The following is a 24322-nucleotide window of genomic DNA, read 5'->3' as shown; positions in this document are numbered from 1 at the left end:
ACCTCGACCTTTCGTGCCGTCTCACCGATCGCGGAACGCCACGAAACGCGCCGCCGCCTTCAGCGTCTCGGCCTTGTCGCCGTAGGATGCCAGCAGCGCCTCGGCTTCGGCCACGAGGCGTTCGAGCTCGGCGCGGGTCCAGTCCTGGCCGTGGAGGGCGGGCAGGGTCTTCTTGCCGCGGGCGGCGTCCTTGGCCGTGGCCTTGCCGAGGGTGGCGGCGTCGGCGGTCTCGTCGAGGAGGTCGTCGGCAAGCTGGAAGGCGAGGCCGACGATCTCGCCGAACCGGCGTAGGCGCGCGCGGTCCGCCTCCGGGGCGCCGGCGAGGATCGCGCCGGACTCGGCGGCGAAGGCGATGAGCGCGCCGGTCTTCATCGCCTGCATGCGGCGGATGGCGGGCTCGTCCAGCGCCTGTCGTTCGGCTTCGAGATCCAGCGCCTGCCCGCCCGCCATGCCCGCCGCCCCCGCTTCGCGCGACAGGAGCGCCACGAGACGCAGACGCGCCGCCGGCTCGATCGCCTCGGCTTCGGCGACGAGCCCGAAGGCCAGCGTCAGCAGCGCGTCGCCGGCGAGGATCGCGGTGGCCTCGTCGAAGGCCCGGTGCACGGTCGGCTGGCCGCGGCGCAGGTCGTCGTCGTCCATCGCCGGCAGGTCGTCGTGGACGAGCGAATAGCAGTGGATGCATTCCAGCGCCGCGCCCACCGGGGCGGCGTGGGCCGCTTCGGCGCCGAAGAGGGCGGCGCTCGCCTCGACGAGAAAGGGCCGCAGCCGCTTGCCGCCGCCGAGCGCCCCGTGGCGCATCGCCGCCAGCAGCCGCTCGGGCGCGCCCGAGAGCAGCGGATGGGCCTCGGAGAGAGCATGCGCGAACGTCGTCTCCATGCGCAGCGCCGCATCCTGGAGCGCGGCGTCGAAGCGGGAAGGGGCCATGGCGGGGGTCCGGATTTCGGCGGGAAGACAGGGCAAGCGTCGGGGCAGGGCGTCGATCCCGTCTCTGCCCGTCCACTGGCGATCTCGCAAGGCGTCGGCGCGGTCGTTGCTCCGCTTTCCCTCGTCTTGCTATGAGGGAGGGCCTGCGACGCTTGGCGCTTTACGCGCCAAGCCGCCGCCGGCCCCTCGCGACCTCTTCCTTCGTGGAACCCCGACGCCGATGACCCGACGCCTGATCTACGGAGTGCTGTTCGCGCTCGTCTTCGTGGCCGCGATCCCGCTCGTGCTGGTGCCGATCTACGCCATTCCCGGCGTGCGCCCGGTCTCGACGCTGATGCTCGCCGAGCATTTCTCGTTCCAGCCCTTCGACCGCGAATGGACGCCGCTGTCCGAGATCTCGCCGGTTCTGGTGCGCTCGGTGATGATGTCGGAGGACGGGCAATACTGCTTCCACGGCGGGGTGGACTGGGACGCCTTGGGAACGGTGGTCGACCAGGCGGTGAACGAGGGCGAGGCGGGGCGCGGCGCCTCCACCATCCCGATGCAGACGGTGAAGAACCTCTTCCTCTGGAACGGGCGTTCCTTTGTGCGCAAGGCGCTGGAACTGCCGCTGGCGCTCTATGCCGATCTCGTCTGGCGCAAGAACCGCACGATGGAGATCTACCTCAACGTCGCCGAATGGGGCGACGGCATCTACGGCATCGGCGCCGCCTCGCGCTTCTACTTCAACCGCAGCCCGGCCCAGCTCACCGCGCGCCAGGCCGCTCTGCTGGCGGTGGCGCTGCCCTCGCCGCGCACCCGCGACCCCGCCAATCCCTCGCGCGGGCTCAACCGGCTGGCCAACGTGGTGGAGGCGCGCGCGCGCGCGGCGGGCGACTATGCGGGCTGCATCGGCTGACCGGCAAGACCCTGGCAACCCAAGAATCTCCGGCTCCGGTCTTCCCAAGACGGGGTGGGTTTGCTATGGGCACACGCGATTTCCCGTGTCTCGCGACAGGCAGGATCGATCCCGTTTTCGGATCGGCTGTCGGCCGCGTACGCCGGGATCGGCCTCTTGCAAGGATGCGGGCGGCCGGAGCCCACCCATCTGCGCAGCGGCGCGATGCCCTCACGGCGTCCGACGCCGCCGACCCCAACGGAGAGACCCATGGCCGTCCCGAAGCGAAAGACCTCCCCCTCGAAGCGCGGCATGCGCCGTTCGGCCGACGCCCTGGTCGCGCCGACCTACATCGAGGACAAGAACTCGGGCGAACTGCGCCGTCCCCACCACATCGACCTGAAGACCGGCATGTATCGCGGCAAGCAGATCCTGACGATCAAGGACAACGCCTGATTCGAAGGCCGGCTCGCTCCGTCCGGAGCGGGTCATCGAGATATGGAAAAAGGCCGGATGCGTGCGCATCTGGCCTTTTTCATTCGGGACCTGACGCGGCGTCGCGGCGAGCTTGGAGCCCGGCTCAGCCTCAGCCCTTCTTGGCGTCTAGCGCCTCCAGGCGCTTCTGCATCTCGGCGAGCTGGTCGCGCATCGCGGCGAGATCGTCGGGATCGGCGGCTTTGGGCTGCGAGGCGGCGGGCGCGCCCCGCTTGGCCGCATCCGCGCCACCCAGCGCGTTGGCCACGAACGGGTTGAACATGCCCATCGCCTCGCGGAACAGCTCGGTGTTGCGGCGCACCTGCGCCTCCATCAACTGCACGGGATTGTGCGTCGCCGTCGGGGCGCCGCGAAACGTCTCCTGCTCGCGCGAGAAGGCGGTCATCGAGCTTTCGAGATAGGCGGGGATCACCATCTGCATCTGGTCGCCGTAGAAGCGGATGAGCTGGCGCAGGAAGGTGATCGGCATCAGGTTCTGGCCGCCCTTGTTCTCCTGCTCGAAGATGATCTGCGTCAGCACCGAATGGGTGATGTCCTCGCCGGATTTGGCATCCTTGACCACGAAGTCCTCGTTGCCCTTCACCATCGCAGCGAGGTTCTCGAGCGTCACGTACATCGACGTGCCCGTGTTGTAGAGGCGGCGGTTGGCGTATTTCTTGATGACGGTGGTTTCGGTGTTGCGGGCCATCCGTTTCCTCCCCAGATGCGTGGCGCCGGGCACGTTCGCGCTGCCCTTGCGAAGAGATAGGCATAATTTCGCCTCGTTTCCAAACGCTTCGCAAGGGAACCGCAGCAATTGCGGCCGTCGTCCACCGCGGCGCACGCAAAAGCGTCGCCTAGAGCCGGGCGTGAATGGCTGACGTTGGGGCACCCGCTGTGGTTTGACAGTGCGAAGCGACCTCTGCGAAGCTGGCATTGCGGGTGCCCGGCGCCGGCCAAGAACGATTCCCGAGGCGAGGAAAGGGTCATCCCATGAGTTCCGCAGGTGCATCCATCGTGATCGTGGGCGCGGCGCGCACGCCCGTCGGCGCCTTCAACGGCGCCTTCGCCAACGTGCCCGCGCACGAACTCGGCGCGGCCGTGGTGCGCGAGGCGCTGGCGCGTGCCGGCGTCGAGGGCGCCGAGGTCGACGAAGTGATTCTGGGCCAGGTCCTGTCGGCGGGCGAGGGGCAGAACCCGGCCCGGCAGGCGGCGATGAAGGCCGGCGTTCCGAAGGAAGCCACCGCCTGGGGGCTCAACCAGCTCTGCGGCTCGGGGCTGCGCGCCGTGGCGCTCGGCATGCAGCAGATCGCGACGGGCGACGCGCGCATCGTGGTGGCCGGCGGCCAGGAGTCGATGTCGATGGCGCCGCATGCCGCGCATCTGCGCGCCGGCACCAAGATGGGCGACATGAAGCTCGTCGACACCATGCTCAAGGATGGCCTGATCGACGCCTTCAACGGCTACCACATGGGCAACACCGCCGAGAACGTCTCGCGCCAGTGGCAGATCACCCGCGAGATGCAGGACGAGTTCGCCGTGCGCTCGCAGAACAAGGCCGAGGCCGCGCAGGCTGCCGGACGCTTCCGCGACGAGATCGTGCCCTTCGTGGTGGCGAGCCGCAAGGGCGACGTGACGGTGGCCGACGACGAGTACATCAAGGCCGGCACGACGTTGGAGAAGGTGCAGAAGCTGCGCCCCGCCTTCGACAAGGAGGGCACGGTCACCGCCGCCAACGCCTCGGGCCTCAACGACGGCGCCGCCGCGCTGGTGCTGATGAGCGAAGGCGAGGCCGGCCGCCGCGGTCTGACGCCGATGGTGCGCATCGTCTCCTGGGCCACCGCGGGCGTCGATCCTGCCGTGATGGGCACCGGCCCGATCCCGGCCTCGCGCAAGGCGCTGGAGAAGGCGGGATGGCGGATCGAGGATCTCGACCTCGTGGAAGCGAACGAAGCCTTCGCGGCGCAGGCCTGCGCCGTCAACCAGGATCTCGGCTGGAACCCCGACATCGTCAACGTCAATGGCGGCGCCATCGCCATCGGCCATCCGATCGGCGCCTCCGGCGCGCGCTGCCTCAACACGCTGATCTTCGAGATGGCGCGGCGCGACGCCAGGAAGGGCCTCGCGACGCTCTGCATCGGCGGCGGCATGGGCGTCGCCATGTGCGTCGAGCGCTTTTGAGGGACTTAGCGGCGCGGGGGATCTTCCGCGCCTGAGACCCAAGGGATCGCCGGGAGGAGTGCGGCGTCGAGCCGCCGGCCGCGATCCCGCCCGCCTTTCCTCGTCAGGGTCGGGGCGGGCAATCTAAAATTCACGCCACGTCATCAGGGAGGAGCCCCATGGGCAAGGTCGCCATCGTCACGGGTGGAACGCGCGGCATCGGCGCCGCCATCGCGCGGGCGCTGAAGGAGGCCGGCCACACCGTGGTCGCCAACTATGCCGGCAACGACGCGGCGGCCGAGGCCTTCCGCGAGGAGACGGGAATTCCCGTCTTCAAGTGGGATGTCTCGTCCTATGAATCCTGCGAAGCCGGGATCCAGGCGGTGGAGGCTGCGCATGGACCGGTCGAGATCCTGGTCAACAATGCCGGCATCACGCGCGACGCGATGTTCCACAAGATGACGCCGGCGCAATGGTCGGACGTCATCAACACCAATCTCAACGGCCTGTTCAACATGACGCGGCCGCTCTGGGACGGGATGCGCGCCCGCAAATACGGCCGTATCATCAACATCTCCTCGATCAACGGCCAGAAGGGTCAGGCGGGGCAGGTGAACTATTCGGCCTCGAAGGCCGGTGACATCGGCTTCACCAAGGCGCTGGCGCAGGAGGGCGCGCGCGTCGGCATCACCGTCAACGCGATCTGCCCGGGCTACATCGGCACCGAGATGGTGCGCGCCATCGACGAAGGCGTGCTCAAGGAGCGCATCCTGCCGCAGATCCCCGTGGGCCGTCTCGGTGAGCCCGAGGAGATCGCGCGCTGCGTCGTCTTCCTCGCCTCCGACGATGCCGGCTACATCACGGGATCCACGCTGACGGTGAACGGCGGCCAGTACTTCCACTGAACCCGTGCGAGGCGACGGTCGTTCGGCCGAGGGTGTCCTCTGTCGGGCGGACGACCGCGCTTGCGCCACGAGGAACCGATCGGTGCAGCGCGGTGTTGATCTCTCCGAAGAGTGACAATTCGGGACACGAGATCCCGCTTCGGAGGACGACTGGCATGATCGGTAAGAAGTGGACCACCGCACTGGCGGCCGTTGCGTTGCTCGGCTCCGCCGCCCCCTCGCTGGCGCAGGGCATCGAGATCGGTCGCGATGGTGTGCGCCTCGTCGATCCCAACGCGCAGCGCCCCGGCGATCGCCGCGACGACCGCCGGCCGGCTCGTGAGATCGGCGAGCGCGATGCTATCCGCATCGCTCGTGCCGAGGGCGTGCGCGAAGTCGACGACGTCACGCGCACTCGCAACGCCTACCGTGTCATGGGGACGGACCGGCGTGGCGACGACATCCAAGTCGATGTCGACCGTCGCAGCGGCGACGTCATCGCCGTTCGCTGAGTTGGGCGGTATGCCCACGCAAAGATTGATGTGTGTCGGCGGCAACGGCTGACGCGAGACGTCGTTTGCGTGGTGGGCAGTTCGAGAGACCGGGTAGACCAGACGGGCGGGCGGCGACGCACCGCCCGTTTTGTCGTTTGCCGTCTTTCATCGAGGGAACCTTTGACGACCCTTCTCGATTGGAGTGGGCCCGGTTTGGTGAGACGGCCGGCGCCAGAGGAGTTCCACCGATGATCAAGTCCCTCATCCGGGCCGGCCTCGTCGCCGGCCTCGCCCTCACGAGCGTGGCGCCGTCCATGGCGCAGTCGCTCGAGATCGGGCCGAACGGCGTTCGCGTGCGACCCGACGACGATCGCCGCGGCCCGCCGCCCCCGCCCGGCTACGACGGCCCGCGTGACTACCGCGACGGCCCGCCGCCGCCCCGCCGCGAGATCGGCGAACGCGAGGCCGCCCGCATCGCCCGCTCCGAAGGCATGCGCGAGGTCGACGACGTCTACCGCCAGCGTCGCTCGATTCGCGTCGAGGGCGCCGACCGGCGCGGCCGTGACATGACCGTCATCATCGACAGCCGCTCGGGCGACGTGATCGACGTTCGCTGACCGGGACGTCCGTCGCACGAGGCACCGGCATGGCCGGCCTCGTCTTTTTTTGTGCGGCGAGGCCGATCCCGGCCCCGCCGCATTTGCGTTTCCGGTGCGCGGTCCCACCTATGGGGCGACCATGATGGATGCCTTTCACTCCCCGCGACCCGCCCGCCGCCCCGACAGCGGCCTCGATGGACGCGGCGTCACCGCCGTCCTCGGTCCCACCAACACCGGCAAGACGTTTCTCGCCATCGAGCGGATGGTCGCCCATTCCTCGGGCGTCATCGGCCTGCCGCTGCGCCTTCTGGCGCGCGAGGTCTACAGTCGCGTGGTGGAGCGGGTGGGCGTCGGCGCGGTGGCGCTGATCACCGGCGAGGAGAAGATCAAGCCGCCGAACGCGCGCTATCAGGTGTGCACGGTGGAGGCGATGCCGCGTGAGACCAAAGCCGCCTTCGTCGCCATCGACGAGGTGCAACTCGCCGCCGACCTCGAACGCGGCCATATCTTCACCGACCGCATCCTGTACACGCGCGGCACCGCCGAGACGCTGCTGCTCGGCTCCTCCACCATGCGCGGCGTGCTCGAGCGCATGCTGCCGGGCATCCAGTGCGTCACCCGGCCGCGCCTGTCACAGCTCCTCTATGCCGGCTCGAAGAAGATCACCCGCCTGCCGCGGCGCTCGGCGCTCGTCGCCTTCTCGGCCGAGGAGGTCTACGCCATCGCCGAGCTGATCCGCCGCCAGCGCGGCGGCGCGGCGGTGGTGCTGGGCGCGCTGAGCCCGCGCACCCGCAACGCGCAGGTCGAGCTCTACCAGAACGGCGAGGTCGACTTCCTCGTCGCCACCGACGCGATCGGCATGGGACTGAACCTCGACGTCGACCATGTCGCCTTCGCGCAGGACTGGAAATACGACGGCTTCCAGTATCGTCAGCTGACGCCGCCCGAGTTCGGTCAGATCGCCGGCCGCGCCGGACGCCACGTGCGCGACGGCACGTTCGGCGTCACCGGCCGCGTCGATCCGATGCCGCAGGAACTCGTCGAGCATCTGGAATCGCACACGTTCCAGCCGGTTCGCGTGGTGCAGTGGCGCTCGCGCAAGCTGGATTTCGCTTCGATCGACGCGCTCAAGCGCTCGCTCGATGTGTTGCCGCCGAGCGAGGAACTCGCCCGCGCGCTGCCCTCGGTCGATCAGCGGGCGCTGGACTTCCTGTCGCGCGACGAGGGCGTGGCGAAATGGGCGAAGGACGCGCGCAGCGTCGAGCTTCTCTGGGAGGCCTGCAAGCTGCCGGACTACCGCCGCATCGCGCCGGCCCAGCATGCCGAGATCATCGCCTCGATCTATGCCGATCTCGTGCGCCGCGGCACCGTGGCCGAGGATTACATGGCGAGCCAGGTTCGGCGCGCCGATTCCACCGAGGGCGACATCGACACGCTCTCCCAGCGCATCGCGGAGATCCGAACCTGGACTTACATTTCCCACCGTCCGGGCTGGCTGGCCGATCCGACACACTGGCAGGAAAACACCAAGGCGATCGAAGACCGCCTGTCGGACGCCTTGCACGAGCGGTTGACGAAACGCTTCGTAGACCGCAGGACAAGCGTCTTGATGAAGCGGCTGAGAGAGAACGCATTCATGGAAGCTGAAATCGGCGGCGACGGCACGGTGCTCGTTGAGGGTCACCTGGTGGGCGAGCTGCAGGGCTTCAGGTTCACGCCGGACGTGAAGTCCGACGGTCCGGATGCCAAGGCCGTTCGTGCCGCCGCGCAGAAGGCGCTGGCGGGCGAATACGACAAGCGTGCGGAGCGTTTCTTCAACGCGCCCAACGGCGACCTCGCGATGGGGTCCGACGGGCTGCTGCGCTGGCTCGGCTCGCCCGTGGCCTCGCTGACGGCGGGCGAGGATCCGCTGAAGCCACGCATCGTGATCCTCGCCGACGACCAGCTCGCCGGGCCGGCGCGCGATCGCGTCGCCCAGCGGGCCGAGCGCTTCGTCACCTATCAGGTGTCGACCGTCCTCAAGCCGCTGGTAGACCTCCAGAGCGCCGAGGGCGTCGAGGGCGCCGCCAAGGGCATCGCCTATCGGCTCTACGAGAATTTCGGCTTGCTGCAGCGGCGCGACGTCGCCGAGGAGGTGCGCTCGCTCGACCAGGAGGCCCGCGCCGCACTGCGCCGGCTCGGCGTGCGCTTTGGCGCCTACCACATCTTCCTGCCCGCCCTCGTGAAACCGGCGCCCGCCAACCTGATGACGCTGCTCTGGGGCATCGCCAACGATGGACGCGATCGTCCGGGCTTCGGTGAGGTGACGCAGCTTCTGGCGACGGGCCGCACCTCGGTGAAGCCGGATGCGAGCTTCGACCCCGTGTTCTACGGGCTCGCCGGCTACCGGGTGCTCGGCAGCCGCGCGGTGCGCATCGACATTCTCGAGCGCCTCGCCGATCTCATTCGCCCCGCGCTCGCCTGGACGCCGGGCTCCTCCAAGCGCCCGGACGGCGCCTATAACGGGCGCGAGTTCATCGTCACCCCCGCGATGATGTCGATCCTCGGCGCCACCGCGGGCGACATGGACGAGATCCTCAAGGGTCTCGGCTACCGCTCGCAGGCGATCGAGCAACGCGAGGTCGAGGCTGCCATCGCCAGCCAGGACGAGGCTGCCAGCGCAGCCGCGCGGGCCAAGGCCGCAGGATCGGCCGCGGCCGCGACCGAACCCGTTGACGCCGCTCCGATGGACGCGGCTTTGATCGAACCGGCGACCGCGACCGATGGCGGCGAGGATGTGGTGTCCGAGGCTGCTGAGGATGTGGCATCCGACGCCGCGGTGAACGAGAGCGATGCCACGCCTTCGGCCGAGAACGAGCCGGCAACGGCGGATGCGACGGTCGCCGAGCCATCGGGCAACGACGAGGACGAGGCGCCTGCTTCGGATGCGTCCGAAGCCGTCGTCGACGAGGTCGGGGTCGAGGCGACCGGCGAAGACGCCGGGTCGGCCCCCGTTGACGAACCGTCGGCAGAGAGCGAGACGGCGGCGTCCCAAGGGGAGGCCACTCCCGTCGAGGCCGCATCCGCCGAGGCCAAACCGGAAGAGCCGCCCAAGCTCGTGTTGCTGTGGCGTCCGCATCGGGGCGAGAACCGCGGGCGCCCCGCGGGGCGCGCCGGTACGCGGCCGCAGGGGCGTGGCCGCGGCGGTGCCGGGGCCGAGACGGGCGAGGCCGTCGCGGCCCCGGAGGCGCGGTCCGGCGAGCGCCGCAACGATCGTCCGCAGCGCGGCGGCGCCGCTCCGGTGCGCGCCGACGCCGAGGGGCGCCCGCGCTCCGGCGGCAAGGGCGGCGAGCGGGATCGGCGCGACGGTTCGTCGCGCGGGGAGGCGGGATCGCGCGAGGAGCGTTTCTCTCACGGTCGTGGTGGCAAGGGGGGCAAGCCCCACACGACGCATGAGCGTGATGCTGCCGGCAGCGGTGGAGAGCGGCGGGTCGAGAAGCCTCGGGCGATCGATCCGGACTCGCCCTTCGCCAAGCTGGCGGCTCTGAAGGACAAGCTCGGGAAATAGGGGACGCGAATGGCGGGATCCGAACAGCGCATCGACAAATGGCTGTTCTTCGCGCGCGTCGTCAAATCGCGCTCTCTCGCGCAGAAGCTGGCGATCTCCGGCGCCGTTCGCGTCAATCGCGAGAAGGTCTCCCATTCCGCCCGGATCGTGCGTCCGGGCGACGTTCTCACCATCAACGTGCATGAGCGCATCCGCGTCCTCAGGGTTCTCGATCCCGGGGTTCGGCGCGGGCCCGCCAGCGAGGCGGCGGCGCTGTTCGAGGATCTGACCCCCTCTACGGAACCCCCTGAGGGATCGGACGCGGCGGGGCCGGCGACACCCGGGATCGCGTCGATCGAGGCGAATGGGCGTCCGACGCGCCGCGAGCGCCGCGACGCGGGGCGGCTGGTCGCGATGGCCTGGGACGACTGAACGTCACACGCGAGAGCGATCCATCGTGCTCATGGCGCGCGCACCCGGCTCGTTCGACACATTGGAACGACGTTTCGCGATCGCGCTTCGCGGCGCACGGAACGGCCCTTGTCAGGCCGGACGCTAGTCGCTACCTCCGGCATCTGCGATCGGCTCGCCGCCCCCTGTCGCTTCGGGCGGCCCTGCGGATCGCGTCAGCGACCATCCTTCGTCCCGGCGGCCGCCCCGGGCCGATGCCAGTCCCGGGAAATCCGTCATGACCTATGTCGTCACCGACAACTGCATCCGCTGCAAGTACATGGATTGCGTGGAGGTCTGCCCCGTCGACTGCTTCTACGAGGGCGACAACATGCTGGTGATCCATCCAGACGAATGCATCGACTGCGGCGTCTGCGAGCCGGAATGCCCGGCCGAGGCGATCAAGCCCGACACCGAGCCGCAGCTCGACAAGTGGCTGAAGCTCAATGCCGACTATGCCGTGCAGTGGCCGAACATCACGGTGAAGCGCGACGCTCCCGCGGATGCGAAGACCTTCGACGGCGAAGAGGGCAAGCTGGAGAAGTATTTCTCGGCGGAACCCGGTCAGGGCGACTGATCGGCCGAAAGGCGCGGCGGGTTCGCCGCCGGGGCTCCCGGTGTGGGCATCCCGCCGACTGTCCGCATCGGCCCGTCGGCATGCTACGACCCGAGTCCGAACGCCGGCGTTTCGCGCGCGGCGGGTGCTTTGCATGGCAGTTGAATTTTGCCCGGGAATAGGGTATTATTTCTGCAACAGTCGATGACCGGGTCTCGTGATCCCACTTGACCCGCTCTTCACGACGCTTCCGAGAGGCTCTCCACACACCATCGGTTTCGGGTTCGCCTCGGGCGAACTCGGTCGGTCGTGCGGAGAACCGCGGGCTCGTCAGGCTGCGGCCGCTATCAGATCGGCCGGCATGCTCAATCCGCGGCCTCGTCGGTCGTTCCGTGCATAGCGGCGTTCGCGGCTCTGCACAACAGGGAGTTTATCAAGCGTATGAGCACTCAGAAGAAGACCTCCCAGCGTCAGGGTTTCAAGACCGGCGAGAGCATCGTCTATCCCGCGCACGGCGTCGGGCAGATCGTTGCGATCGAGGAGCAGGTGGTCGCGGGCATGACGCTCGAACTCTTCGTCATCGATTTCGAGAAGGACAAGATGCGCCTGAAGGTGCCGGTCGCCAAGGCCGAGCAGGTCGGCATGCGCAAGCTCTCGGAGACCGATTTCGTCGAGCGCGCGCTGAAGGTGGTCCAGGGGCGTGCGCGCGTGAAGCGCACGATGTGGAGCCGCCGCGCCCAGGAATACGACGCGAAGATCAATTCCGGCGACCTGATCTCCATCGCCGAGGTGGTGCGCGACCTCTACCGCGCGGAGTCGCAGCCCGAACAGTCCTATTCCGAGCGCCAGCTCTATGAGGCCGCTCTCGGCCGCATGGCGCGCGAGCTCGCCGCCGTCAACGAGGTCAGCGAGACCGAGGCCGTCCATCTCATCGAATTGAACCTCAACAAGGGCCCGAAGCGCACGGCCAAGACCGACGAAGAGGAGGAGGTCGAGGGCGAGACCGAGGCCGAGACCGAAATCGTCGCCGAACAGGACGAAGCCGCCTGAATCAGGCGCTTTCCGAAGGGTTTGCCGCAGAAGCCGACCGTCCCAGACGGTCGGCTTTTCTTTGTCGGGGCCGAATGCTATACCTACCTGTCTGTCGAGCGTCGCTCCGGACCCATCCCTGTCTCACTTGATTTCTCGTCGGCTCGCCTAAATAGCGAAAAAAGTTTCCCGAGGCGGGAACGTTCGGTCGCGCGCGGTGTTTCTTCTCCGTGAGCGCCGTGGCTGGTCCCGGTATCGGCGTTCGGATCCCTAGAGTTCCCGACGTCATCGGAAGGTCCGAGCCATGAAGTCTCAAAACACTCGCCGTCATCTGATCCAGGCGGCGATGGCCGCGCCCTACCTGCAGCGCGAGGAAGAGTACGATCTGGCGGTGCGGTGGAAGGAGCACCAAGACCAGGAGGCGCTCCACAAGATCACCTCCGCCCACATGCGCCTCGTCATCTCCATGGCCTCGAAGTTCCGCCATTTCGGTCTGGCGATGAGCGACCTCATTCAGGAAGGCCATGTCGGTCTGCTCGAGGCCGCCGCTCGCTTCGAGCCGGAGCGCGAGGTTCGATTCTCGACCTACGCCACATGGTGGATCCGCGCTTCGATCCAGGACTACATCCTGCGCAACTGGTCGATCGTGCGCGGGGGCACGTCGTCGGCCCAGAAGGCGCTGTTCTTCAACCTCCGCCGTCTGCGCGCCCGTCTCAGCCAAGGCTCCGAGAGCCTCTCGGGCGCCGAGATGTATCGCGAGATCGCCACCGCGCTGAAAGTGTCCGAAAGCGACGTCGCGCTGATGGACTCGCGGCTGTCGGGCCCCGACTCCTCGCTGAACGCGCCGCTGATGGAAGACGAGTCCGGTTCGGCCGACCGGCAGGACTTCCTCGTTTCCAACGATCCGCTGCCCGACGAAATGGTCTCGGCCACGATCGACGACGAACGCCGCGTCGTCTGGCTGCGTTCGGCGCTCGGCGTTCTATCGGAGCGTGAACTCAAGATCATCCGCGAGCGCCGCCTGCAGGACGACGGTGCGACGCTCGAGGCGCTGGGCTCCAAGCTCGGCATCTCGAAGGAGCGTGTGCGGCAGATCGAGACCCGCGCCCTCGAGAAGCTGCGCATCGCGCTTCTCCAGTCCAACCCCGACGAAGCGGCCTTCCTCGCCTGACGAGAAGGGTCTGCATCGACATTCCACGAAAAAGGCTGCTCTCCGAGGGCGGCCTTTTTCGTTGCGTCCTGCGGCAGGGGCCACGTCGTTCGGACGCGCGACGCATCAGGCGTTCGAAGCGTCCGACGGGCGGCGAGGCTACTCGGCGACGATCTTGTAGCGGTCTCCGACCTTGACGGTGCCGCCGCCCTCGAAATCGTTGAGCAGGCGGAACATCTCGACCTTGCGATCGACGCCCTGGATCCGGGCCGCGATCGAGGACTCGGTGTCGCCGGCGCGCGCGGTGACGATGCGGATGCGCAGCGGCTTCAACTGCTCGCGCTCGGAAGGGGCGAGGAGCCGAAACGAGCTGGCGATGCTCGTGGAGATGCCGGCGAGGCGCGCGGAGGAATCGGCCGGCAGCGCGGTAAGGAAGCGATAGATCTGGCCGCCGACGCGCACCACAGTGACGTTGAAGACATAGGAGCCGCCCGAGGCCTCCGCCGTCACGGCGTCGAGCGCGCCGATCTTCACCGGGCGGATCGAGGCGGTGTCCAGCCCGCCGACCCAGCCGCTCTGGATGTAGTCGGTGAGGCTGGTGCGCTCGGGCACCGCGATGCCGTCGAAGCGCACGGCGGTGTCGCCGGGCCCGGTCGCGAGCACGGCCTCGGCGGTGTTGTCGATTGCGAAGCCCTCCGGCACCGCGAAGGTGATGCCGAGGCCGGGATGATAGAAGGAGCGGCCGCGAACGTAGCCTTCCGAGGCGGTGTCGCCGAACAGCATGCCGTCGATGCCCGACAGGTAGCGCTCGCGGTCGGTGGCGCCGGTGCCTTCCGGGCCGAAGGCGGAGGCATGCTTGCGCGCCAGTTCCACCCGCTGCGGCGCGGCCGGGTGGGAGGCGAGGAAGTCGAGATTGGGATTGCTGGCCTGGAAGGCGTTGCGGAACGAGGAGAAGGAATCCATCGTCTTGAGGAAGCGCGCCGCAGCATAGGCGTCGTATCCGGCATCCCCGGTCTGCTGAATGCCCATCTCGTCGGCCTGGAGTTCCTGGTTGCGTGAGAAGCTGGCGAGGTTCAGGCGACCGCGCGCCAGCGCCGCGCGCGCCGCGGTGTCGCTCGACAGGACCTCCGTCACGACCCGGCCCGCGAGTTCGGCAGCCTCCTCGCGCTGCTGGCGCTCGATGCCGTGGTTGGCGCGCACGTGGCCCATCTCGTGCGCCAGCACGGCCGCCACCTCGGCCGAATCGTTGGCGAGCGCCAGCAGGCCGCGCGTTACGTAGAGATAGCCGCCGGGCAGGGCGAAGGCGTTGATGTTGGGCGAGTTGAGGACGGTGATCTTGTAAGCGCGGCCGGGATCGCTCGACACGGCGCCGAGCTTGCCGACGATGCCGGCGAGCATCAGCTCGAGCTTGGGGTCGGAATAGGCGCCGCCATAGGCCGCCAGGATCTTGGGATGCTGCGACTTGCCGATGGTGGACTGTGGATCGCTACTCTGCACCGCCTCGAACGACACGGGCTGCCGGCTCTGCCCCGGCAGGAAGCCGGTCTGCAGTTCGGGGCTCGCGGCGGTCTCTTCGAGACCGGCGCCGAGCGTCGTGCAGCCCGCCAGCGCCAGAAGGGGCAGCACGAGGACGGCGCGCGAGGTCGAGCGGGCGCGTGTGGATGCGCCGCGTCCTGTCCCCTGCGATCGAACGTCATGCCCCATGCTCGATTCGTCTCCTGTGATCGCGCGGCCGCTGCGCATCGGGCCGCCGAACCGATGGTGTACCCGCAGAAGAGATGCGCACGAAAGGGTTGGCGAGCAACAGGCTTTTCGAAACTCTCGGCAGCGTCTCGCGACCGCTTTTCCATGCGGGCCGAAACCGGCCAAATTGGGGTTCGCCAGATGGGATGGACGATCGGTGCCGGGCCGCTCGGCGAGAGCGGATCCCCCCGCGAACGGAAGGGCCGGCGCCCGCGATTGCCGCCGGGGCGCCGGACGGGATAGACGGGAGGCCATGGCGCGTTTCACCTGTCTCCTCGCCGGCCCTATCCATCCGACGCCGGCGCTTCGAGCCACCGTGGCGGGAACGCGCGTCGTGGCGGCCGATGCCGGCATTCGCCATGCCGCAGCGCTCGGGCTTCGGCCCGAGCTCTGGGTCGGCGATTTCGATTCCGAGCCCGATGCCGCCGTTGGGGCCGGCATTGCCCGGCAGGTCCTGCCGCGCGACAAGGCCGAGACGGATGGGGAACTCGCGATCGCCGCCGCGGTCGAGCGCGGCGCCACGTCGATCCTTCTCGTCGGTGCCTTCGGCGGGCGCAGCGACCACGCCTTCTCGCATCTCGTCGTGGCGCTGCGCGAAGCCGAGGCGGGGCGCGAGATCGAGCTTTTCGACGGGCGCGAACGGGCTTGGCCGCTTACCGCCGACGGCTTCCCGCACCGATTCGACGCCGCGCCCGGTGCCCAGTTCTCGCTCCTCAAGTTTTCCGATCTCGCCGGCCTGTCGATCGAGGGCGCTCGCTTCCCGCTCGACGGCGTCGCGCTGCCCTTCTCGTCCATCCTCACGCAGTCGAACGAGGCGACCGGACCGGTGACGGTGACCCTCGCGAGCGGGCGCGCGGTGCTCCTGTTGCAGGCCGACCCGGCGGTTCGGTGAGGGCCGGGCGCTTGTCTCGGTGGCCGAGATGTCCTACCAACAAGCGTGGACGCTCCGGCCTTTCGGGCGCCGAGTGGCCGCATGTCTGCGTAGCTCAGCAGGATAGAGCACAGGATTCCTGATGCAAATTGGGCGGTGCGGTTCGAAAGTCCGCATCGGATCTGCTCAAATTCGGGGAAGGCTTCGCGCAACTCGCGCCGATGCGGATCCCGAGCCAAGCCGGCACTGCCGGAAGGTGTAGAGACTGGTAGGGCAGCACCTACGGGCTTCGGTCTAGGGTGAAGGGACAGTCCAGACCACGAACGCCCGCAAGGCGGCGGCGAAAGTCGAAGTGGTATGAATCCTGGGGTCGTGGGTTCGAATCCCGCCGCAGACACCATTTTTTCGCAGGAGCTTGGCGCATCGTTCGCCCAAGCGGAGATCCTGTCATCGGCGTCCGTCGCGGGTGGAAGCGCCGTGGAACCGTGCAGTCTTGCCACGGCGACGCATCGATCATGCAGGACATCGCGTCGCCTGCCTTGCGTTCGACGCGATCACATGTCCGTTATCGGCGAATTCGTTCCTGACTTCCGGACCCGCTCATGACCCGCTCGCAGAAGAAGGCGTTCCGCCGCTTCGCCATCGCCTTGCCACTTCTCGCCCTGCTTCTTTGGTTTCTGCCGATCCTGACGTTGATCTGGCTGATCGCCGGGGCGATCGACGTCTCGCGCAACAAGGCCAAGACTGGCCTGATGCTGCAGCGCTACTTCATGGGCAACGGCATTCCGACCTGGCTCCTGTCGCCCTTCAACCTCCTCGTCGACGGTCTCAGCCGCCGCAGTCCCGGGGTCTATCGCCTGTCCGACTTCCCACCGGAATGGCAGGAGGAGATCGACGCCGTGTTGAACACGTTCCGCACCCGGCGCGACGAGATCACCCGCGAGATCGACGCCGAGTTCCACGACGGGCGCCGCGGCATGTATGTCTATCGCTGGTACGGCAAGCGCCATCTCGACACCGTGCCGGAGTTCAACCGCGACTTCCGCTATGTGAAGACGATCGCCGTCTCGGTCTTCTCGGGCAAGGAATCGACGACCTGGCACTACGGGCCGCTGCGCCTGACGTTGCGGGTGCTCCTCAACCTCAAGCCCGCCGACAGCGACCGCGTCTTCATCGAATGCAACGGGGCGCGCCATCTCTGGCGCGACGATCCGCTCTACATCTTCGACGACACGCTGTTCCATCGCTCTGTGAACGAGGTGGACGCCCGTCGCTACAACGTCTTCATGGACGTCATCCGCCCGAGCCCCGTGCCGGGCTTCCTCTCGCTGCTTCTCGCCGGCGTCTCGGCCATCGCCGACCAGATGAAGGCGCTCTTCTACAAGAACTGGAAGATGCTCGGCAGCCGGCCGAAGGTGCAGGCCGGTACGGCCAAGCCCTGATCGCGGATGCGGGGAAAGCTTCGGTGCGTTCGGGGCAGACCCGCCTCATGCGGCTCGCCCGTCCGGAAACGCCCGGCAAAGATGATCGTCCCCTTGGCAGGTCGATCCCCGCCGCCCTAGTTTAGAACGGGTTCAGATCCGGGGGCATCATGACGATCACGATCAACGGCCGTTCCTGCGAGGTGCCGGGCGATCCCCGCGTCTCGCTGCTCGATCTCCTGCGCGACCATCTCGGCCTGCCCGGCACCAAGAAGGGCTGCAACCAGGGCGCCTGCGGTGCCTGCACCGTGCTGGTGGACGGCGAGCGGATCGTCTCCTGCCTCGCCCTTGCGGTCCAGTACGACGGGCGATCGGTGACGACGGTCGAGGGGCTGGCGAGCGAAGCGGGCCTTCATCCGCTGCAGCGCGCCTTCGTCGAGCATGACGGCTTCCAGTGCGGCTACTGCACGCCGGGCCAGCTTCTGTCCGCGATCGGCATGGCCGGCGAGGCGGCGCGCGGCCTGCCGAGCGCCGTCACCGCCGACGTCGCCGCAGACGGCGTGACGCTGACGCGCGAGGAGATCGCCGAGCGCATGAGCGGAAACCTCTGCCGCTGCGGCGCCTATAACGGCATCGTCGAGGCGGTGGCCGAGACCTTCGCTCGAAACGAAATCGAAGCGGAGAAGGCGGCATGACCCCGTTTCAGTTCCAGCGCGCCGCCGACAGCGCCGGCGCAGTTCAGGCGGCGGCAGCCCTGACGGGCGCCCGCTATCTCGGCGGCGGCACCAACCTCGTCGATCTGATGCGCGAGGGGATCGAGCAGCCGGCGACGCTGATCGACGTCTCGGGATTGCCGGCAGGGATCGAGGAGACCCCCGAAGGCGGCCTGATCATCGATGCTGCCGTTCGCAACACGGCGCTGGCCGAGCACCGGGGCGTGCGCGAGCGCTATCCTGTGCTCGCCCGCGCCATCCTTTCGGGCGCCAGCGGGCAGATCCGCAACATGGCGACGGTGGGCGGCAATCTCCTTCAGCGCACCCGCTGCACCTATTTCTACGACGAGGCCGCCCGCTGCAACAAGCGCATGCCGGGCACCGGATGCGACGCGCGCGAGGGCTTCAACCGCATCCACGCGATTCTCGGCGCCTCGGAAGGCTGCGTCGCCACCCATCCGTCCGACATGTGCGTGGCGCTCGCCGCGCTCGGCGCGCTCGTGCATCTGGAAGGCGCGGGTGGCCGCCGGACGCTGCCGATCGTCGATCTCCATCGCCTGCCCGGCGATCGGCCGGACGTCGACACCGAGCTGCGACCCGGCGAACTGATCACGGCGGTGGAACTGCCGGGCCTCGGCTCTGCCGCGCGCTCGACCTACCGCAAGGTGCGCGACCGCGCGTCCTATGCCTTCGCCCTCGTGTCGGTGGCCGCCGTGCTGGATCTGGCGCCCGACGGCACCGTGCGCGACGTGCGGCTGGCGCTCGGCGGCGTCGCCCACAAGCCTTGGCGCGCGTTGCGCGCCGAGGCGGCGCTTCGCGGCCGGCCCGCCAATGCCGAGACGTTCCGCGTGGCGGCCGAGGCCGAACTCGCCGATGCCCGGCCGCTTCGCGACAACGCGTTCAAGATCGAGCTGGCGCGCCGCGTCATCGTGACGACCCTCGGCGATCTGACGGGAGACCGGATATGAGCACCATCGTTCAGAGCGTGGTCCAGAGTGTGGTGAAGAAGGCGATCGAGCTGGCGCCGGACGCCTGGATGCCCGGCGGCAAGCCCGATCCGCTCGGCCGCCAGAAGCACGGCCTCGTCGGCGCCTCGGTGTCGCGCATCGACGGGCCCCTGAAGGTGCAGGGCGACGCGCGCTTTGCCGCCGAGTTCGCGCTGGAGGGACTCGTCTTCGCCTCGGTGCGCTACTCCACGATCCCGAAGGGCCGGATCGCCTCGCTCGACACGGCCCATGCGGAGGCCGCGCCCGGCGTCGTTCTCGTGATGACCCATCGCAACGCCCCGCGCATGAAGCCGATGCCGCTCTTCGGTTCGGCGCAGAAGGCGGCGGGCGGCAATGACCTGCCGATCCTGCAGGACGACCGCATCCACTGGAACGGCCAGCCCGTCGCCCTCGTGCTCGCCCATACGCAGGAAGAGGCCGACCATGCGGCGTCGCTGATCGCGCTGGACTACGCGGCCGAGCCCGCGACGACCTCGTTCGAGGCGGCGAAGGCCAAGTGCACGGAACCCGCGACCTTCATGGGACAGCCGCTCGCTGTGGCGATCGGCGACGCCGAAGCGGCACTGGCGAAGGCCGCGCACCGGGTCGACCAGGTCTACCGAACCCCCCGCCACAACCACAACCCGATCGAGCCGCACGCCGCGACGCTCCTTTGGGAAGGCGAGACGCTGCGGGTCCACGACGCCACGCAGGCCGTCTCGCACACGGCCTGGTCGCTGGCGCAGGTCTTCGGCATCGAGGAGGACAAGGTCCACGTCACCTCGCCCTTCGTCGGCGGCGGCTTCGGCTCGAAGACGCTGTGGGAGCATCAGGTGCTGGGCGCGGCGGCGGCGAAGCTCGCCGGGCGCCCGGTGCGCATCGCCCTGTCGCGCGAGGGCGTCTACCGGGTCGTCGGCGGGCGCACGCTCACCGAGCAGCGCGTCGCGATCGGCACGGACGAGGACGGCCGCTTCGATGCGATCGTCCACACCGGCACGATCGCCACGACGGCGCATAACGGCATGCCCGAGCCCTTCATCCTGGCGACGCTCAACCTCTACGGCGCGCGCAACTTCAAGCTCGGCATCGACGCCGCCAAGCTCGACATGATCGCCAACACCTTCATGCGCGCGCCGGGCGAAGCGGTCGGCACCTTCGCGCTGGAATCGGCGGTGGACGAGCTCGCCCACGATCTCGGCCTCGACCCGATCGAATTGCGCGCGCGCAACGAGCCGGAGCGCGATCCTGTCAAGGGCACGCCCTTTTCCTCGCGCAATCTGCTGGAGGCCTACCGCACGGGCGCCGAGCGTTTCGGCTGGGCGCACCGCAGCCCCGAGCCGGGCATGCGGCGCGAGGGGGATTGGCGCGTCGGCATGGGCTGCGCGACCGCAACCTACCCCTATCATCGCATGCCCGGCGGCGCCGCGCGGATCACCATCCGGCGCGACGGCACGGCGCTCGTCGCGATCGCCGCGCACGAGATGGGCATGGGCACGGCGACGGTGCAGACGCAGATCTGCGCCGAGCGGCTGGGCCTTCCCATGGAGAGCGTCTCCTTCGCCTATGGCGATTCCGCGCTGCCTGGCATGGTGCTCGCCGGCGGTTCGCAGCAGACGGCCTCGATCGGCGCCTCGGTGGTCGCGGCGCAGCGCCTGCTGGTGGCCGAGCTTCTGAAGCTCGCAGGCAACGACACGCCGCTCGCCGGCCTCTCGCCGGACGAAGTGGGTGGCACGAACGGCGGCCTCGCCGGGATTGAGCATCCCGATCGCTTCGAAAGCTACGCCTCGATCCTCTCGCGGGCCGGGCGCGACGAGATCAGCGTCGTCGGCGAGGCGCCGATGCCGCTCGAGACCGAGCACTGGTCGATGCACTCCTACGGCGCTGTCTTCGCGGAGGTGCGCGTCAACGCCGTCACGGGCGAGCTGCGCGTCTCGCGCTTCCTCGGCTCCTACGATTGCGGGCGCATCCTCAACCCCAAGACGGCGGCGAGCCAGTTCAAGGGCGGCATCATCATGGGGCTCGGCCTCGCGCTAATGGAGGAGACGCAGTTCGACGAGCGGTCGGGCCGGATCATGAACCCGAGCCTCGCCGAGTACCATGTGCCGGTGCATCTCGACGTGCCGGCGATCGACCTGATCTGGAACGACATCGCCGATCCGCACGCGCCGATGGGCGCGCGGGGCATCGGCGAGATCGGCATCACCGGCGTCGCGGCTGCGGTCGCCAACGCCGTCTTCAACGCCACCGGCAAGCGCGTCCGCGACCTGCCGATCACGCTCGACAAGCTCATGTAGGACGGAGACCGCCGCCGTCCTCGGCTGCGGCCCCGGCGCCGTTCAGTCGAGCGCGGCGGGTCGCCTCGCCAGCGCGTCGAGCTGGCGACGCACCGTCGGGAGGATGCCCTCGACGATGCGGCGCACGCCGGCGGCGTTCGGATGGATGCGGTCGGGAAGGTTGAGGTTCGCGCGGCCCGCGACGCCCGTCAGGAAGAACGGATAGAGCGTCGCGCCGTGGCGCTCGGCCAGCCGCTCGTAGATCGGGTCGAACGAGCGCGAGAACGCGTTGCCGAGGCCGGGCGGCGCGATCATTCCGGCGAGGATCACCGCGTCGGCATTCCCCGAGACGCGCCGCAGAATGGCGTCGAGATTGCGCTCGGTAGCGGCGGGAGGGACGCCGCGCAGGATGTCGTTCGCGCCGAGCTCCACGATGGCGAGGTCCGTGCCGGCCGGCACGGCGCGCGGCGCGCGCGTCAGCGCGGCGGCCGTGGTGTCGCCGGAGACGCCGGCATTGGCGACCGAGACGTCGTATCCCCTGGCGCGCAACGCCGCCTGCAGCTGCGCCGGAAAGGCCTCGCCCGGCCGCAGGCCGTAGCCCGCCACCAGACTGTCGCCGAAGGCGACGATGCGGATGGGCCTGGGGCTGGACTGTGCGGCAGTCGGCGCCGCCGCCGCGACGGCGAAACCGAGCAGGGACAGGGCTGCTGCTGCAGTCCTCGCGGGAACGCCATCAGGCATCGGGACAACCTCCGGAGGACAAGACCGACCCGATATGGGATCGCCCGGCCGGTTTTGCGAAGCGCCGCGATGTCGCTGCCGGATGCGGCGGCGGCGCTGCGCCTTCACAGCGTCTTGAGCAACCGCAGCAGCGCCAGCATCTCGACCGGGCTGCCCCGTTTGAACGCGATGTAGCTCGGCTGATGGACGCCATGGAAGCGGCGCTTGAAGGCCGCCTGGCCCTGGAGGTTGAAGATCGTCTCGTTGATGCGTTTGGAACGGAACGCGCGCTCGAAGGAGTGGCGCCAGATCCGGCTTTCGGGAAACCCGCTCGCCTCGATATCGGCCAGAGGCGACAGGCCGAACGACAGGCGGCTGCGGCCCTCCTCGCGGAAGCGATCGGCCGCGAATTTGGTGAGGCCGATCTCGGCGTGGGCCGTCGTTCCCACGAGCTTGCGCTTGAAGGCCGAGGTGTAGCCGACGACGGCACCGCCCTGGAAGATGGGGTCGAAATCGAGGATGGCGGTGGCGTGCCCCTCGGGATGAACGATCATGAACCGCCGCATGTGCGGGGCGAGGCGGGCCTCGAAAGGCCGGTTCAGAAACCGCATCTCGCGCCGGCTGACGATGCGCCCGGTGCGCCAGTTCGAGGAGATGTGCCGGACCTCCTCGGCATCCACGACGGACCCGTCGCATTCGAGGATCCGGTAGCCCTTCCTGCGCAGCCACGCCTCGGAATAGCGGATCGTCTCGTTGCGCTTTCCGGCAAAGGAATGCGCGCCGAGATGGAGATCGCTCTCGATGCCGAGCTGGTTGACGCGGTAGCCGAGGTCGGCCAGGACGCCGGCACTGGCCGCGCCGATCTGAACGAAGCAGGGATGCCGGGTCTCCGCCACGAAGCGACGGATGAAGTCCGCCCGGTCCGCCTCGCGCGCCACGGGATCGCCGAGGACGAAGGCATGTCCCATCTTGGTGGCGAAGGCGATATAGCCCTTGTCGTCGCCGAAATAGCGAAGTCCGGGCTGCACCGCGGTGGAATAGGCGAGCGAGAAGTCGCCATGCCGGCGGCACAGGGCGAGCCGGGTCTCGAGGTCGGGCTCGAAGGCGGGAACGGCCGGAAGCCGCGCCTCCAGCCACGAATCCAGCATCGACTTGAAGCTTGGCATGCGCCGTGGTTCCTGCGCGGGGCTCGGCGGTCGATGGCCCGCGTCCTGCCAATCGACGGTTCGCTTTCCATGGCGAAGGCGGTTAGTCAATCATTCCCCCTGTGGCATTCCCGCCGGCATGCCCCGGCCTTCGAGCGGATCTTCATGAGCCTGGACCCCATCGTCAGAGACGTCGTCGTCATCGGGTCGGGACTGGCCGGGCTGACGGCGGCCCACGCGCTGCGAGGGCAGGGCATCGAGCCGCTCGTTCTCGAGCGGGAAGGCGAGGTCGGGACCTCTTGGAACCGCCGCCATCCGCAACTGACCCTCAACACCCACCGCTCGGTCTCGTCGCTGCCGGGATCGGCCTATCCGGCGGGAACCGGCGCCTTTCCCAAGCGAGACGCCGTGATCGCGCATCTCCAGGCTTTCGCCGACCGGCATCGCTTCGAGATCCGCCACGGCGTCGAGGTGCTGTCTCTCGCCAGGACCGACGGACCGTTCGCCATCGCGACAAAGGCGGGCACCCTCCATGCGCGGGCCGTGATCGTCGCGACGGGACGCGACGCCCTGCCGTCGATCCCGCCCTGGAAGGGCATCGAGACCTTCGGGGGACGCATCGTCCACGCCGCCGAGTTCGGCGAGGCCCGCGCCTATGCCGGGCGATCCGTCCTCGTCGTCGGCGGCGGCAACTCGGGGTTCGACGTCCTCAACCATCTTAGCCGCGTCGAGACCGGCCCCGTCTGGCTGTCGCTCCGGCGCAGCCCCGGCCTGCTGCCCAAACGCCTCGGTGGCTTCGCGGTGCATCGGCTGTCGCCGCTGATGGCCGCGTTGCCGACCCGGCTCGTCGATCGCCTCGTCGGGTGGACGCAGCGGATCGCGTTCGGCGACCTCGCCCGGCACGGCTTTCCGCCGGGGCGGCACGACGCCGCGACGCGACTGGCCGAGGATCACGTCGCGATCGCCGTCGACGACGGGGCAGTCGCGGCGATCAAGCGGGGGCGGATCAGCGTCGTTCCGCCGGTCGTGGCATTCGAGGCGGCGGGCGTGATCCTCGCCGACGGCACGCGGCTCGAACCGGAGATCGTGATCGCCGCCTTCGGCTATGCGTCGGCCCTCGCGCCCTTGCTCGGCCCGTTGGGAGCGATCGACGAGGCGGGCCGCCCGCGCCTTCGCGGGCGGCTCGGCGAAACCTCGGTGCCCGGTCTCTGGCTCGTCGGCATGCGGCCGAGCCTGACGAGCTACTTCCGGCAGGCGCGGCGCGAAGCCGAGCACGCCGCCCGCTCGATCGCGCGGACGATGCGCGTCTGAAGCGCGAAGGCGTCGG

22 protein-coding genes are annotated in these 24322 nt (G+C 68.9%); 17 read left to right on the top strand and 5 right to left on the bottom strand.

Annotated features, from left to right (window positions below; translation table 11 throughout):
* Nucleotides 1-21 precede the first annotated feature (21 nt).
* Entirely contained in the window at nucleotides 22-924 is a 903-nt protein-coding gene (locus GGR04_RS05680; protein WP_183198697.1) for a polyprenyl synthetase family protein, read from the bottom strand.
* Nucleotides 925-1144: 220 nt separating this feature from the next.
* On the opposite strand from GGR04_RS05680, the gene GGR04_RS05675 reads away from it, so the two are divergent.
* Both GGR04_RS05675 and rpmF read left to right on the top strand, forming a co-directional pair.
* Nucleotides 1145-1822: a biosynthetic peptidoglycan transglycosylase gene (locus GGR04_RS05675; RefSeq protein ID WP_183198695.1), complete on the top strand. Its 678-nt coding sequence runs from the start codon at nucleotides 1145-1147 to the stop codon at nucleotides 1820-1822.
* Nucleotides 1823-2071: 249 nt separating this feature from the next.
* Nucleotides 2072-2257 (top strand): 50S ribosomal protein L32, encoded by a 186-nt coding sequence (rpmF, locus tag GGR04_RS05670; RefSeq protein WP_183198693.1) that lies wholly within the window; start codon nucleotides 2072-2074, stop codon nucleotides 2255-2257.
* Between the two features lie 130 nt (nucleotides 2258-2387).
* Here rpmF and phaR read toward each other — a convergent pair whose 3' ends face one another.
* Nucleotides 2388-2984, bottom strand: a complete 597-nt coding sequence (gene phaR / locus GGR04_RS05665; RefSeq protein WP_183198691.1) for a polyhydroxyalkanoate synthesis repressor PhaR — start codon at nucleotides 2982-2984, stop codon at nucleotides 2388-2390.
* A gap of 284 nt (nucleotides 2985-3268) precedes the next feature.
* Here phaR and GGR04_RS05660 point away from each other — a divergent pair, with 284 nt between their 5' ends.
* From GGR04_RS05660 to GGR04_RS05620, 9 genes are all read left to right on the top strand, one after another.
* Complete coding sequence (locus GGR04_RS05660) at nucleotides 3269-4456, top strand: acetyl-CoA C-acetyltransferase (RefSeq protein ID WP_183198689.1); 1188 nt, start codon at nucleotides 3269-3271, stop codon at nucleotides 4454-4456.
* 158 nt (nucleotides 4457-4614) lie between these two features.
* Nucleotides 4615-5340 (top strand): beta-ketoacyl-ACP reductase, encoded by a 726-nt coding sequence (locus tag GGR04_RS05655; protein ID WP_183198687.1) that lies wholly within the window; start codon nucleotides 4615-4617, stop codon nucleotides 5338-5340.
* Nucleotides 5341-5495: 155 nt separating this feature from the next.
* A complete protein-coding gene (locus GGR04_RS05650) occupies nucleotides 5496-5831 on the top strand; it encodes a PepSY domain-containing protein (protein ID WP_183198685.1) in 336 nt (111 codons plus the stop codon).
* 230 nt (nucleotides 5832-6061) lie between these two features.
* Nucleotides 6062-6430 (top strand): PepSY domain-containing protein, encoded by a 369-nt coding sequence (locus tag GGR04_RS05645; RefSeq protein ID WP_183198683.1) that lies wholly within the window; start codon nucleotides 6062-6064, stop codon nucleotides 6428-6430.
* A gap of 124 nt (nucleotides 6431-6554) precedes the next feature.
* A complete protein-coding gene (locus GGR04_RS05640; RefSeq protein WP_183198681.1) occupies nucleotides 6555-9959 on the top strand; it encodes a helicase-related protein in 3405 nt (1134 codons plus the stop codon).
* Between the two features lie 9 nt (nucleotides 9960-9968).
* Nucleotides 9969-10370 carry an RNA-binding S4 domain-containing protein gene (locus GGR04_RS05635; RefSeq protein WP_183198680.1) on the top strand — a complete coding sequence of 134 codons (402 nt, stop codon included), beginning with the start codon at nucleotides 9969-9971 and terminating at the stop codon, nucleotides 10368-10370.
* A 256-nt stretch (nucleotides 10371-10626) separates the two neighbouring features.
* Nucleotides 10627-10965: a ferredoxin FdxA gene (gene fdxA / locus GGR04_RS05630; RefSeq protein WP_183198678.1), complete on the top strand. Its 339-nt coding sequence runs from the start codon at nucleotides 10627-10629 to the stop codon at nucleotides 10963-10965.
* Between the two features lie 420 nt (nucleotides 10966-11385).
* Entirely contained in the window at nucleotides 11386-11994 is a 609-nt protein-coding gene (locus GGR04_RS05625) for a CarD family transcriptional regulator (protein ID WP_183198676.1), read from the top strand.
* A gap of 283 nt (nucleotides 11995-12277) precedes the next feature.
* Nucleotides 12278-13144 (top strand): RNA polymerase factor sigma-32, encoded by an 867-nt coding sequence (locus GGR04_RS05620; RefSeq protein ID WP_183198674.1) that lies wholly within the window; start codon nucleotides 12278-12280, stop codon nucleotides 13142-13144.
* Between the two features lie 138 nt (nucleotides 13145-13282).
* Here the strand turns inward: GGR04_RS05620 and GGR04_RS05615 are convergent, their stop codons facing one another.
* Nucleotides 13283-14827, bottom strand: coding sequence for a M48 family metalloprotease (locus GGR04_RS05615; protein ID WP_183198672.1), 1545 nt, complete (start codon nucleotides 14825-14827; stop codon nucleotides 13283-13285).
* Nucleotides 14828-15119: 292 nt separating this feature from the next.
* Here GGR04_RS05615 and GGR04_RS05610 point away from each other — a divergent pair, with 292 nt between their 5' ends.
* From GGR04_RS05610 to GGR04_RS05590, 5 genes are all read left to right on the top strand, one after another.
* Nucleotides 15120-15758, top strand: a complete 639-nt coding sequence (locus GGR04_RS05610; protein ID WP_183198670.1) for a thiamine diphosphokinase — start codon at nucleotides 15120-15122, stop codon at nucleotides 15756-15758.
* 581 nt (nucleotides 15759-16339) lie between these two features.
* Nucleotides 16340-17179 carry an aspartyl/asparaginyl beta-hydroxylase domain-containing protein gene (locus GGR04_RS05605; protein ID WP_183198668.1) on the top strand — a complete coding sequence of 280 codons (840 nt, stop codon included), beginning with the start codon at nucleotides 16340-16342 and terminating at the stop codon, nucleotides 17177-17179.
* 149 nt (nucleotides 17180-17328) lie between these two features.
* Complete coding sequence (locus tag GGR04_RS05600; RefSeq protein WP_183198666.1) at nucleotides 17329-17853, top strand: (2Fe-2S)-binding protein; 525 nt, start codon at nucleotides 17329-17331, stop codon at nucleotides 17851-17853.
* Nucleotides 17850-18839 carry an FAD binding domain-containing protein gene (locus GGR04_RS05595; protein ID WP_183198664.1) on the top strand — a complete coding sequence of 330 codons (990 nt, stop codon included), beginning with the start codon at nucleotides 17850-17852 and terminating at the stop codon, nucleotides 18837-18839. Before GGR04_RS05600 ends, GGR04_RS05595 begins: the two co-directional genes overlap by 4 nt.
* 68 nt (nucleotides 18840-18907) lie before the next feature.
* Nucleotides 18908-21151, top strand: coding sequence for a xanthine dehydrogenase family protein molybdopterin-binding subunit (locus GGR04_RS05590; protein WP_183199030.1), 2244 nt, complete (start codon nucleotides 18908-18910; stop codon nucleotides 21149-21151).
* Nucleotides 21152-21193: 42 nt separating this feature from the next.
* Here the strand turns inward: GGR04_RS05590 and GGR04_RS05585 are convergent, their stop codons facing one another.
* Together GGR04_RS05585 and GGR04_RS05580 are read right to left on the bottom strand one after the other, a co-directional pair.
* Nucleotides 21194-21871: an arylesterase gene (locus GGR04_RS05585; RefSeq protein WP_183198662.1), complete on the bottom strand. Its 678-nt coding sequence runs from the start codon at nucleotides 21869-21871 to the stop codon at nucleotides 21194-21196.
* Nucleotides 21872-21975: 104 nt separating this feature from the next.
* Entirely contained in the window at nucleotides 21976-23016 is a 1041-nt protein-coding gene (locus GGR04_RS05580) for a phosphatidylglycerol lysyltransferase domain-containing protein (RefSeq protein WP_183198660.1), read from the bottom strand.
* A 144-nt stretch (nucleotides 23017-23160) separates the two neighbouring features.
* Between GGR04_RS05580 and GGR04_RS05575 the strand changes: the two genes are divergently transcribed.
* Nucleotides 23161-24306 carry a flavin-containing monooxygenase gene (locus GGR04_RS05575; protein ID WP_183198658.1) on the top strand — a complete coding sequence of 382 codons (1146 nt, stop codon included), beginning with the start codon at nucleotides 23161-23163 and terminating at the stop codon, nucleotides 24304-24306.
* Nucleotides 24307-24322 lie beyond the last annotated feature (16 nt).

It is taken from the genome of Aureimonas pseudogalii, assembly GCF_014196835.1.
Taxonomy (GTDB): Bacteria; Pseudomonadota; Alphaproteobacteria; order Rhizobiales; family Rhizobiaceae; genus Aureimonas; species Aureimonas pseudogalii.
The sequence above is the reverse complement of the archived record's forward strand: the minus strand, read 5'-3'. Positions and strand labels throughout refer to the sequence as shown.